Origin of the sequence: Flagellimonas alginilytica, assembly GCF_042134605.1 — a bacterium.
GTDB classification, from domain to species: domain Bacteria; phylum Bacteroidota; class Bacteroidia; order Flavobacteriales; family Flavobacteriaceae; genus Flagellimonas; species Flagellimonas alginolytica.
In genome coordinates, this window is sequence record NZ_CP169638.1 from 1,911,748 (window position 1) to 1,923,559 (window position 11,812).

Genomic DNA, 11,812 nt, shown 5'->3' on the forward strand with positions numbered 1-11,812 from the left:
AAAAAACACGATGAAGACAAATAGATTTTTATTATTAACCCTAATCGGACTGTTTCTCGTTTCCTGTTCTGAAGATTTTTTAGAGTATGAGCCAGAGGGAGTACTTTCAAGTGAAAATGTGGCAACTGGCGAAAATGCTGAATCTTTAGTCATTGCAGCTTATGCTGGTATAGCCAACGACGATATGATTGGCCCATTGACCCATCAGTGGGTATTTGGCAGTGTGCGCTCTGATGATGCCTATAAAGGTGGTGGAGGTCGTGGTGATGTAGGTGAGGTCGATCGATACGAGCAATATAATTTGACGATACCTGACCAAGGTGAATTGATGGCACCAAGAACCTGGACCAATTACTATAAGGCCATTTCAAGGGCAAACTTTGCATTGCGTGTCATCAATGAAATTCCTGATGGAGAATTTGCGAACAAAACCCTGAGACAGGCTGAGCTCCGGTTTTTGAGGGCACACTCCCATTTCATGTTAAAGTTGATATTCAAGAAAATACCGTACATCACTGAAGAACTCACTCAAGATGAAGTGGCACAAGTATCCAATGATGTCGATAATGATGCTTTATGGAATACGATAGCTGAAGATTTCCTTTTTGCTTACAATAATCTGCCCAACTCACAGGAGGAAGTAGGTAGGGCTGATCGAAATGCAGCTGCAGCATACTTGGCCAAACTTCGTCTGTATCAAGCATATGAACAAAATGATCAGCATCAAGTCATCAACATCAATACTTCTAGACTAGAGGAAGTCATAAGCTATGCGGATGAGGTTGCAGGAAGTCTGGAATCTGATTTCGCAAATAATTTTTTGGATGGATTTGACAATGGGCCGGAATCCATATGGGCCGCACAGTTTTCCATTAACGATGGTACCACTGTGGGAAGGGTAAGTTTTGTAACTGGACTAAATTCACCACATGGCACTGGACTCTATGGTTGTTGCGGATTTCATCTTGCAAGTCAAAATATGGTGAATGCCTTTAAAACAGATGCGAGTGGATTACCGTTACTAGATACGTTTAACGATGCTGATATTTTCACGAACGTTGATTCCAATGGCGAAACACCACCAGATGCAGGTCTGACAGTAGATCCCAGACTTGACCATACTATTGGGATTCCGGGTCGTCCTTTTAAGTATAGGAACACCGTTAACGAGACCGGGGATATGGTCTACAATTTCAGCTGGGCAAGAGATCCAGGTGTTTATGGATACTTTGGTAATATGAAAGAACAACAAGCCCCGGATTGTTCCTGCTATGTTAAGGAAGGGCCATTTGTGGGAACCTCCAAAAATGTAGATTTCATAAGATATGCTGATGTACTCCTTTGGAAGGCCGAGGCATTAATTCAGTTAGATCGGTTGAGTGAGGCCCTGCCTATAATCAATCAAATTAGAGCCAGAGCGGCAGCTAGTACACAAAGACCCTTGGATGCAGGTGCAGCTGACATTTATAACATAGGAGCGTATACTTCCTTTCCCGATAAAGATTTTGCATGGAAGGCTTTAAAATTTGAGCGCAGATTGGAATTTGCCATGGAAGGTCATCGTTGGTATGATTTGGTGCGCTGGGGTGAGGCAGAACAAGTGTTAAATGCGTATTTGGCCGAAGAAAGTACGAAAAGGGATTTCTTGGCCAACGCAGAGTTTACTGCTGGAAGGGATGAATATTATCCCATTCCACAACGGGAAATCGATTTTACAGGCGGAGTTTATCTACAGAACCCTGGATATTAAACACCAAAAAAGTATAATTTAGATGGAGTCGGGTCTTACAAATTCTGCGATAAACCCGAATTAGTTTGAGTTAGTTTAGTTAATTGGGACACGGGCACTTTGTGCCCGCGTCTTTTTTTTAAATAAAATGTATGGAGAACAAAATATTGGGGCTGGACATTGGAGGGTCTGGTATTAAAGGAGCCATTGTCGATGTTGAAAATGGAGAACTGGTATCAGAGCGTATTCAATTGCAGACCCCTATACCTGCTACTCCTGATTCGGTAGCCAAAACCGTTAGTGAATTGGTTTGTCAGCTAAATTGGGAAGGTGCCATAGGATGTAGTTTTCCAATGGTGGTTGTTTATGGTAAGTGTCTGACCGCAGGCAACATGACAGAGGATTGGATAGGTGTGCAAATAGACAAATGCTTTGAGGCGATTTGTCCCAAGTCGAAGTTTTTTGTGGCAAATGATGCAGACCTTGCGGGAATGGCCGAAATGACGATTGGCGTTGGACAAACCCTTAAAGGAAAAGTAATAATGGTGACCATTGGTACAGGTTTAGGTACTGGGCTCTTTTATAATGGGATATTGGTGCCCAATATAGAAATGGGCAGGGTTTTATTCACTGATGGAAGACCTATTGAGTTTTATGCATCTGGCCTGGCAAGGAAAAATGAAAATCTGGAACTAAAGGAATGGGCAAAGCGCTTTGATTTTTTTCTTTCTCATTTAAACCGAGTAATGTCACCGGACCATTTTGTGATTGGGGGCGGACTGAGCAAAAAATTTCAAATGTTCAAAGATGAACTGAATACAAATGTTCCTTTACATTTGGCCCAATATGGAAACGATGCCGGTATTATCGGAGCAGCACTTTATGCAGCTAACCGAAGTTCCAAGAAATATGAAAATATTCAGTTTAAATTATAGCTGCATTTACCATCAAATATGTTTATTTAAAGTCTAAACAAGAGCAAGCGAAACCAAGTTTCGCGCTGCAAGCCCCAAAACTTACCTTTAACTAATACTACTGAGCGAGGTAAATTTTGACCAACACTTGTTCTTATTGTCTTTTTTGCAAAAAAATGCCCTGATTTTACTGGTCTAAACCTCTTTTTTAGTAAAAAAGGGCAATTACTGCTATAGTCAATACAGTGATATATCAAGAATTGAAGACACTTTGGTTTAAAAGACCAAAATTCAATTTTTAAGCTAAAAATTCCTTGGTTTTATTGGGCTGAGAGCATTTTTAAGCTAAAAATGAACAAAACATGAAGAGCTGATATTTTGCAAAACCCCCTTGAAATCCTGGCTTTTCCGAAGGAAAATGAATCAATAGCGCTGCGTCAGCACGCTATCCTCTTGCTCTTCACTTTTTCTTTGCAGGCAAAGAAAACATAAATAGCCATGTTCAACATGATGGAACATTGGAGTCTTTGATTACTGCAAATAGGTTATTGCACCCTATTTCTATTTTAATTCACGCTTATCTTTCCGAACACTATAAAATTGAAACAGGAACCTCGTGCAAAAGTTGTGGTAAGATTGGGGCAAAATTAAAGCCAATTAAAAATTTACCACACGTTGAAGAGCATCATCGGTTTTTTTGTTCGTGAAGTTGGATTGGTACATCATTGTGGTGGTGATGGAAGAATGACGGTAAAGTTGTTGTAGTAACTGAACTGGAATATGATCTCCAGCAATATTCCCAAAACTGTGCCTTGCAACGTGCATGGTCACCTTTTTGCTTATCTCTGCATTTTCAGCAATGGTACTCAGTTCTTCATTGATTTTTCTGATGGCTTGCTTAGTTTTGCTCCAGAGCAACTTTTTGTCTTTAGAATTTACATATTTAAGAAATGGAAAGATAAAATCATTGTCTCCGTCCCTAGAATTTTCGTAGAACTCAATAATTTTCACAGCCTTATCCGGTATAACCAATGAAACTAATTTGGAGTTCTTTTTCATTGTATAGTGTAATCGATTATCATAAATATCGTTCCACTTCAATTGTAGGACATCCGAAGCCCTTATTCCTGCAAGATAAAAACTAAATAACCATACATCCCTGGCATGTTTTTGATTTCTGGACAGGGAAGCTAAATTTTCAATTTTTTTTATTTCACTGGCACTTAGGCCCACTTTTTCCGTTTCGGGAAACTTAATAGCAATTTTATCATGCCCAAAGGGATACAGTTTTCTGTCAACAAGTCCTATTTTAATAGCTCTATTGTAAACGGTTCTAATTACAACCAGATTGTTAATTACCGATCTTTCAGAAACTTTTCGCACTGATTTCAGATAATTGATAAATCCCTTTAAAAAACGTTCATCCACTTCTCTAAATGGAAGGGTTGTTGATTTGTGGTATTTTTTTAAATGATTAATTCGTGGCTTGTCGGAAGAAAGTTGATTCAATTTGTTATTGGTTTCAAGTTCGTTCAAATATTCTTCAGCAACTTGAAAAAAGTCTTTCCTGTTTATGACAGATTCTATCTCATCTTTGATTTGACCGGCAGAAATATCTTTGTTCTCTGCTTGCAACCTTAAAATAACCTTACCAGTTTCTGCAAGTTTTATTTCCAAAAAGTTGTTAAGATGGGCGTAATTGGGATGGGATTTTTTGAGTTGTCTTTTTTTGGAATCCCAGTATTTTGCATCGACATAATGGCCCAAATAAATGTAGCTTGTTCTTCGATCTTTTGAAATTCTTATCGCCAATGGGTATTCACCAAATTTATTTGGTTTTTTCCTTAGTACTATTTTTGTGTTACTGGCCATTTACATTATAATCTCTTAGTAAATATAACACAAAGTTGGTACAACATAGGTACAACATTTCTTGGAATTAATTGATTTTATTTGAAATCACGAAAAATCAAAAAACTGATAAACAGTTGATTATGAATAAATAGAGTGAGATATGACTCAAATAGCGCTGGATTCAAAATCCAGTGTCTTCGGACGTGTGGGTTCGATTCCCACCCAAGGTACAATTAAAGACCCCGACAATCATAAATTGTCGGGGTCTTGTTGTTTTATTGCCTGCTTTAATTTGTCACTACATTCAAATGTTATGCAGTCAATAGCTATTTTTCATACTTTTGGATTATGAAAGTCTTGGCGGTCATCTTGTCCTTATTGATTGTGGTCCTGTCATCATTTCCATGTTGCCAGGACGATGATTTGTGCCCCGACTCCACATCTTTGGCCCACACGAAAGAGCATTGTGCGCACGATGATGTTCCACACGATGATGATTCTCATAAAAATCAATCACCTTGTTCCCCATTTTATAATTGTGGTCGATGTTCAGCATTTACTATAAGTTTAAGTTCAATTGATTTTTTGGCATACTCGCCAAACACGATTTGACCAAATATATACGGGAAGCCTCAATGACCCACAGTTTTCTGATATTTATGCGCCAGTAGATGGGTTTGTAGTAAATGGTGGAGTGAAAATCAAGCTTTAGCCAAAACCCGATTGAATGGAATGAAGCTGCCTAAAAAGTCGATTTACGCCAAACTGAACTTGATTGAGTGTCTCATCATAATTTGCGAATCAGCATAATGGGACATCGAATTGAATTTAGAATGATGTATTTCCGAACATTTTAGTCAGCTTCATTTTTTGTGTCAAATATTGATATTAAGGTACACGGAAAACCTGTTTTTAACCTCTACCTTTCCATTGTTCAGGTCCTGTGCAATGGGCAACATGGTAGAAACGCCCAGTGCGTATTGTTTAAAATTCACTTCGGCGCCCAATTTGCCAAAAAAAGCATTTCCCCCCGTATCGGATACGGCTAGACCATATGCTTTGTTTTTATCAAAATATTCGCCGCCAACACCAAGTTGTGGGGTTAACGCAAAATTAGTCCCAAAATAATAGGTTTTGTAGGTGTTGAGAGCGTAATTAAACTGATTTCCAAAACGATATTCTTTTTCATTTTTCGACTTAATGGTGTAATTGGCCATCACGGACAAGCCCCAATTTCTATGGGTGATACCATAATTGGCGGCCAACAAATAATCCCAGCTGCCAGTTCCCAATTGAAAACTGGGGTTGACACTGCCTTCAAGGTTTGCTTCATCAAACTTGCCTGTGGGCATTTTAACACCACCTCCCAATTGCAAAGTATGTCGGGGTTTGATTGAGATAATGCTATCCGGGGTTTGTTTCAGTATTTGATAGAACCCAAGAATGGTAGCATCGCCAATTCCGTTGATGCTTTGTTCCGTATTATCTGCAAATTCCCTGGAATGGAACTGATAGGGGAGTACGGCATTGATGATAAAACGCTCTCCAAGTGGAATCTGTGTCCATAATTGTAGGGTATTGAAGTGCTCATCAATCCACGGCGAATTGGCAAAAATACCATCACGGGACTGATAACGCTGGGCTATATACCTGAGCCCTATGAAATTGTTGTTCAATCCGGTGCCAAAACCCATGCTTCCGCCATTTCCGCTACAGCCGCAAGTATCACAAAATTCATCGAACATCATTAGGGTTGCCGATGTGGTTTTGGTACATGGATTTACGGGTGTTTTATTGGATGTCCCGGTATGGATTCCTAAAATCAATAAAAAAAGTAGTGTTATGTAAATTTTCATAAGGTTAGTATTCGGCGAATCTTTCGTCATTAATAAATTCTTGATCGGTAAGGGTATTTAAAAAGGCGATCAGGGCTAGTTTTTCTGTTTCGATCAGAGAAATTCCCAGACCTTCATCTGTTTTTAACAAAGGGTCCAGCGTGGGGGAGTCCTGTACCCCATTTTGATAGAAGTTCAGTACGGACTCCAAACTTCCAAATCTACCATCGTGCATGTATGGGGCGGTCAGGGCCACATTCCTTAAACTGGGCACCTTGAACTTGTAATTGTCATCCGTACTGCCGCTTACCAAGGCCCTGCCCAAGTCGTTGATGTTCGGGTTTGGAGGGAGGCCATTGTTCCTAAAACTTCCATCGGAAAACAGGTCGGAGGTGTGGCAGCTAGCGCATTTTTCTTTGAAAATAGACATGCCTTGAAGTTCTTGGTCGGTCAAAGTAACCCCATCTTCGTTCCGTACATATTTGTCGTACTTGGAGTTATAAGAAACCATCAGCACCATAAACTGTGCAATGGCTTTCAAAAAGTTCTCGTGGCTTACACCGCCTTCTTCAAAAGCGGCATTAATTGCATTTTGGTAATCGCCATCTTTCTGTAATTTTTGAAGAACTCCTGTCATGGTTTCTCCCATTTCCACCTCGTTTGTAATCGGGATTATGGGAAAAAGATCCAAGTGATTGGTGGCTCCGTCCCAAGCGAATTCCGAAAAGAAAGCCATGTTGGCAATCGAGGGAGTGTTTCGGGTTCCTTCTAAATCGTTTATGCCATGGCTAAATTGATGACCATGGTGCGTGAACGAAAATTTTTGTTCATGACAAAAACCACAGGATATAAAACCGTTTGCTGATAATTTGCCATCATAAAACAGTTTTTTTCCCAATTCAAAACCGAATTTGGTAGGAGGATTGGCTTCTGCATTATAGATCATTGGCGGAAAGTTTGAAGGTATGGTAACGGACAAGAGTTCGTTGTCACCAATACTCTGGTACTCCTCATCGTTTTGGCTACAGGCAGATAACATCATTAGCAGGATAGCCCATATTAGATGTTTCATAGGTATAAAATTGAATTTGAGGGCTGTTCATTTTATGAACAGCCCATAATAAATCTAGTGTGAGCTTCCGTCTCCGTTGTGTACGTGATCGACAGTGAACATATTTGATGTGTTTGTGGCGATTAGGGGTGATTTTTCCTCGCTGACCATAATTACCGCTTGTTCGGTAAGCGATATTTTATGTTGTCCATCCAGTATATTGCCGGCATTGGCCACAATATGGATTATCGGGGTCATATCATCACTGACCAAGGCATCTGTTCCAAGGCTTAGCGTGGTTTCTTTGTAATTGTCCAAGCTGGAACCGTGACTTCCCATATGAATCTTAAAATTGGTGTCATCGGTAACCGTGGCCGAGGTAAACGTTCCCTCAAAATTCAGGAACTTGTAGCCGGCTTGCCAGGACCACATCATGTTATTGTTTTCAGCTTCGGTAAGGAGGTCTCCCTGTCCTTCGGCTCCCAAGAGATACTTTTCTTGGTCCACACCAATTCCAAACGTTATTGAAGTGTACTTGCCGGCAGGAACATCGTAAAGAACTACTTCTGTTTTTCCGGTTTCTTCGCTTGTTATAAAAAAGCCCGTATCCTTAGGATAGGTGAATATATTGCCATCTTCATCGGTCAGCCTAAAATTTCCGACAATGTAGTTTAGGCGTTCTATGGTCAAGGTCTCATTTTGGGAATTGGTGTAGGAAGATCCTAAAATAAGGTCGTCCCCGGATACGCTGTTGTCAAATTCAATTTTTACCATTCCGGTACCTGTTAGTTGCGTAGAATCGTCATCGCTGCTACATGATGCCAATAAAATGGATAAGAATAATGCGGTTGATAATTTATAAATTGATTTCATCTGTAATTCAAATAGTTATGAGTTGGGAAGCCTCTGCTTAAAAGCCTCCCGGATTAAAAATGTTACATACATGTGCCAAGGGCACAATACTTAAAAGTATAGGCACAGTTGCTTTTTTCCCTTTAGGGAAATAGCACAACTATAAAAAAGGTCGGTGTTAACAGATGGGCGGGCGAAAAACCGAAGCTGTAAATTGGCGCGGTTTGCTCGAGGTAAATTCCGGTAACTGGTCGTTTTCCAAAGTTTGGGGAGCAAAATCACAAAAAAGAATATCCACAAAGCCGATGGGATACTCTTTCATGTTAATAGAGGGTAGATTTTGCTTTTTTTCGTCTTGTTCTTCTTGCAACATTTTGGACAGATAGCACTTACCGTTACAGTTGAGCATTGGTTTGTCCTTGTTCACGCACAAATACTCGGCAATGTAGTCTTGGTTGACCACATATTCAAAAACAGGAAGTACGGGCCTTAACATGGCCATTACATACAAAAGTGTGAACAATATGGGAAGACTCCGCTGTTTCAAGAAAGATTTTTTGAACCTGTACAAATATAATCCACTTAATTGATCGATGTAAAAGAAGTTGTCCGTTTTAAGCAGCTTTTAGTTCTTTTTCCAAAGCTATGAAACAGGATAGTTTTTTTTGGGGGCTGTAATGTGGCAATATTTTGATGTGACATAGATAAGGTTCGCCATTTTTGCGATAGTTGATCACCGCGCCATCAAAACTGTGATGCGCGTTTAACTGTTCCCTAATTTCTTTTTTGATGGTTTTTGATGTTTCTTTTCCTTGTAAAAAGCTCGGTTTTTTTTGTAGCGCGTAATTTTTTCGATACCCTGTCATTTCTATAAAACCATCATTCACCCAAAGAATGGAATGGTCCGGGTCGGTAACGACCAAGGCGTCGTAGTTTTCCTTTTTTATAAGACTCTGATTCTCTTGCGATATTTCCTCACCAAGCAGGTAGGTGATTTTCTTTAGGTCTGCTTCTTTTTTTAGGTTGCCCAGTAACCTGTGATAGCTTTCCAAATAAAAATCAAAGCTTAGTAATGGGGATGCCTGGAGTTTGTTGTCTTTCGTCATTGTTTTGTTCTACGTTAAATTAAACCACTGGAATTGGTGTTTTGTCCTGGTTCAAGGCAACAAAGGTGAACTGGCCGCAGATGGCCTTTTCCCTTTGGTTGGAATACATTTCTTCCAAATAAATGTCCACTTGCACTTTTAAACTTTTGTTGCCCACCTTTATTACTTCGCCTATCAGTTCAATAATGGTACCTGCAGGAATTGGGTGGTCAAAATCTATACGATCTGTACTTACGGTCACCATTCGTTTTCTGCTGAACCGTGTTGCAGTAATAAAGGCAACCTCGTCCATTAGGCTAAGTGCGGTTCCGCCAAACAAGGTGTCGTAGTGGTTTACGGTATTGGGGAATACCGCTTTAAAAATGTTTGTTTTTGATCGCTGTATGCGTTCGCTGATTTCCATGGCAAAAGCTTTTATAAAATTGAACAATTAGATAAAAGCTCCTTAGCTCAACTTCGCAATGCCTTAAACAAGTGGAACGTGTGTGGAGTTTTGCCGGATAAGCCGGTGAAAGTTCAAACGTTCGACTTGCCCTTTACGCGAAGGCATCGTCAAAATCCTACAAAGTAGGAACGAAATGGGCAGGTATCCTGGCTTGTTCGATTTTTGCCACCTTCTCATCTTTTTTTGGGAAAGACAATGGTTTTTTGCAAAAACATACTATTCCAAAAACGGAATCGAACTTACAGTTGCGCGTCAGCTCGTGATTTACACACGATTCCCTTTTAATTCCGATATGTGTCGGAAACCCTATCGTTATGATAAAGAAATTAAGTAAAGAACTTATTTGGTGGTAAATGTATCGAAATTTGAATTTACCTTGAAATTATTTCTGTCCGAATTTTATGCGGTAAAATTTAATGAACAGATCTTTTGGGGTTGGTGCTTGGGCGGAATTGGACAAATGATCTTTTTTTTGATTGAAATCTGCTTAAAGCCTTATGCAATAAGGGTGTTTGGGATTATATGTTTGCAATTGTTAAAAAACTGTGAAAAAGTATTTCTTGGCAGTCGGTTCCAATGTGGATTTTTCTCAGCCCTTATCCTACGTTTGTTCCCATGGATTTTGAACGTCAAAAATTTCGAATGTTGATAACAGTGTTAAGAACCTGATCGACGAAACTTCAAATCGAAGTGAAGAAAATATGAATTTTACAGTCAAGCTATTTTTTCAACTCCAAACCGTTTTCTTCATGCAGATAACTCATATAACTAAGAGGGATTTTAGTACGCAAGAATTTGATTTACACAAGATTACGAATGCAATCTTGAAAGCCATGACAGCTGTGGAGCATGGCCAGATCACCGATGCGCAGACCATAGCCAGCAACGTAAATAAAGAGTTGTTGGAACGAAAGAGCCAAGACCAACATTATGTGCCCACTGTTGAAGAAGTGCAAGATGTTGTAGAGAACCAACTTATGGACAGTGAGTTCCACGATGTTGCAAAGGCGTACATTATTTATAGGAACAAAAGGGCCCAAATGCGGGAGTCCGATATTTTTGAAAAACGAATAAACCTTAAACCTTACGAATACCCACAATTATACGAATACGTTCCCGCGATCAGACACTCGTATTGGATACATACCGAGTTTAACTTTACCAGCGATATCCAAGATTTTAAATCCGGATTGACCGAAGTGGAACGAAGTGCCATTAAAAATACCATGTTGGCCATTTCCCAGATCGAGGTGGCCGTAAAAACATTTTGGGGCGACATATACCATCGTATGCCAAAACCAGAAATAGGTTCGGTTGGAGCCACATTTGCGGAGAGCGAGGTGCGCCACCACGATGCTTACTCGCACCTACTGGAAATTTTGGGACTGAACCAAGAGTTTGAAAACCTGAAGAAGAAACCGGTGATCATGAAAAGAGTGCAGTATTTGGAGACAGCACTTAAAAATGCAAAAAGCGAAAACAATAAGGAGTATGCCGAGTCCATTTTGCTATTTTCCCTTTTTATCGAACATGTTTCCCTTTTCTCCCAGTTCCTGATCATTATGGCGTTCAACAAACATAAAAATGTACTGAAGGGAATTTCGAACGTTGTGGAGGCCACATCCAAGGAAGAGCAGATCCATGGTGATTTTGGTATCGATGTAATCAATATCATCAAAAAAGAACACCCTGAATGGTTCGATGATGCATACAAGGAAATGATCCAAGATATCTGTGAGAAGGCATTTGAATCGGAAAGTAAAATAGTGGATTGGATATTTGAAGCTGGTGAATTGGATTTCTTGCCCAAAAACTTGGTAAACGAGTTTATCAAGAACAGATTCAACAACTCATTGGAGAGTATCGGGATTTCTAAAATATTTGATGTCGATCAAAAATTATTGGAGCAGACCGAATGGTTTGATGACGAGATCATTGGAACAAAACACGGAGACTTTTTTGTAAAAAGATCCATTAACTATAGCAAAAGAACACAAAGTATAACAAGCGACGACCTTTTTTAAAT

At 39.7% G+C, this 11,812-nt stretch carries 10 protein-coding genes and 1 riboswitch; of the genes, 3 read left to right on the forward strand and 7 right to left on the reverse strand.

All coding sequences use genetic code 11. The features are described 5' to 3' along the window. Positions 1–10 precede the first annotated feature (10 nt). Together ABTP35_RS08470 and ppgK are read left to right on the forward strand one after the other, a co-directional pair. Positions 11–1,750, forward strand: a complete 1,740-nt coding sequence (locus ABTP35_RS08470) for a RagB/SusD family nutrient uptake outer membrane protein (protein ID WP_293297318.1) — start codon at positions 11–13, stop codon at positions 1,748–1,750. Positions 1,751–1,881: 131 nt separating this feature from the next. Then, complete coding sequence (gene ppgK / locus ABTP35_RS08475; protein ID WP_293297315.1) at positions 1,882–2,664, forward strand: polyphosphate--glucose phosphotransferase; 783 nt, start codon at positions 1,882–1,884, stop codon at positions 2,662–2,664. 636 nt (positions 2,665–3,300) lie between these two features. Here the strand turns inward: ppgK and ABTP35_RS08480 are convergent. The 7 genes from ABTP35_RS08480 to ABTP35_RS08510 all read right to left on the reverse strand — a co-directional run bounded on the left by ABTP35_RS08480 (position 3,301) and on the right by ABTP35_RS08510 (position 9,744). After that, positions 3,301–4,515, reverse strand: coding sequence for a site-specific integrase (locus ABTP35_RS08480; protein WP_293297312.1), 1,215 nt, complete (start codon positions 4,513–4,515; stop codon positions 3,301–3,303). An 857-nt stretch (positions 4,516–5,372) separates the two neighbouring features. Then, positions 5,373–6,353, reverse strand: a complete 981-nt coding sequence (locus tag ABTP35_RS08485; protein ID WP_293297309.1) for a transporter — start codon at positions 6,351–6,353, stop codon at positions 5,373–5,375. Between the two features lie 4 nt (positions 6,354–6,357). After that, the gene (locus tag ABTP35_RS08490; protein ID WP_375334174.1) at positions 6,358–7,404 is read right to left on the reverse strand and encodes a cytochrome-c peroxidase; all 1,047 of its coding nucleotides are present in this window, start codon (positions 7,402–7,404) and stop codon (positions 6,358–6,360) included. A gap of 54 nt (positions 7,405–7,458) precedes the next feature. Then, positions 7,459–8,256, reverse strand: a complete 798-nt coding sequence (locus ABTP35_RS08495) for an MbnP family protein (protein ID WP_293297303.1) — start codon at positions 8,254–8,256, stop codon at positions 7,459–7,461. 157 nt (positions 8,257–8,413) lie between these two features. Next, on the reverse strand, positions 8,414–8,782 hold the full coding sequence (locus ABTP35_RS08500; RefSeq protein WP_313790259.1) for a hypothetical protein: 369 nt from the start codon (positions 8,780–8,782) through the stop codon (positions 8,414–8,416). A 67-nt stretch (positions 8,783–8,849) separates the two neighbouring features. Then, positions 8,850–9,341 (reverse strand): PAS domain-containing protein, encoded by a 492-nt coding sequence (locus tag ABTP35_RS08505; RefSeq protein WP_252078811.1) that lies wholly within the window; start codon positions 9,339–9,341, stop codon positions 8,850–8,852. A gap of 19 nt (positions 9,342–9,360) precedes the next feature. Continuing rightward, entirely contained in the window at positions 9,361–9,744 is a 384-nt protein-coding gene (locus ABTP35_RS08510; RefSeq protein WP_293297297.1) for an acyl-CoA thioesterase, read from the reverse strand. Between the two features lie 160 nt (positions 9,745–9,904). Beyond that, a riboswitch (cobalamin riboswitch) is annotated at positions 9,905–10,110 on the reverse strand. Between the two features lie 425 nt (positions 10,111–10,535). On the opposite strand from ABTP35_RS08510, the gene ABTP35_RS08515 reads away from it, so the two are divergent. Beyond that, entirely contained in the window at positions 10,536–11,810 is a 1,275-nt protein-coding gene (locus ABTP35_RS08515; protein ID WP_224835676.1) for a ribonucleotide-diphosphate reductase subunit beta, read from the forward strand. Positions 11,811–11,812: the final 2 nt, after the last annotated feature.

Bases quoted from the DNA above. Each gene is read 5' to 3' on its own strand.
- ABTP35_RS08470 (WP_293297318.1), top strand. From the start codon at position 11: ATGAAGACAAATAGATTTTTATTATTAACCCTAATCGGACTGTTTCTC.
- ppgK (WP_293297315.1), top strand. From the start codon at position 1,882: ATGGAGAACAAAATATTGGGGCTGGACATTGGAGGGTCTGGTATTAAA.
- ABTP35_RS08480 (WP_293297312.1), bottom strand. From the start codon at position 4,515: ATGGCCAGTAACACAAAAATAGTACTAAGGAAAAAACCAAATAAATTT.
- ABTP35_RS08485 (WP_293297309.1), bottom strand. From the start codon at position 6,353: ATGAAAATTTACATAACACTACTTTTTTTATTGATTTTAGGAATCCAT.
- ABTP35_RS08490 (WP_375334174.1), bottom strand. From the start codon at position 7,404: ATGAAACATCTAATATGGGCTATCCTGCTAATGATGTTATCTGCCTGT.
- ABTP35_RS08495 (WP_293297303.1), bottom strand. From the start codon at position 8,256: ATGAAATCAATTTATAAATTATCAACCGCATTATTCTTATCCATTTTA.
- ABTP35_RS08505 (WP_252078811.1), bottom strand. From the start codon at position 9,341: ATGACGAAAGACAACAAACTCCAGGCATCCCCATTACTAAGCTTTGAT.
- ABTP35_RS08510 (WP_293297297.1), bottom strand. From the start codon at position 9,744: ATGGAAATCAGCGAACGCATACAGCGATCAAAAACAAACATTTTTAAA.
- ABTP35_RS08515 (WP_224835676.1), top strand. From the start codon at position 10,536: ATGCAGATAACTCATATAACTAAGAGGGATTTTAGTACGCAAGAATTT.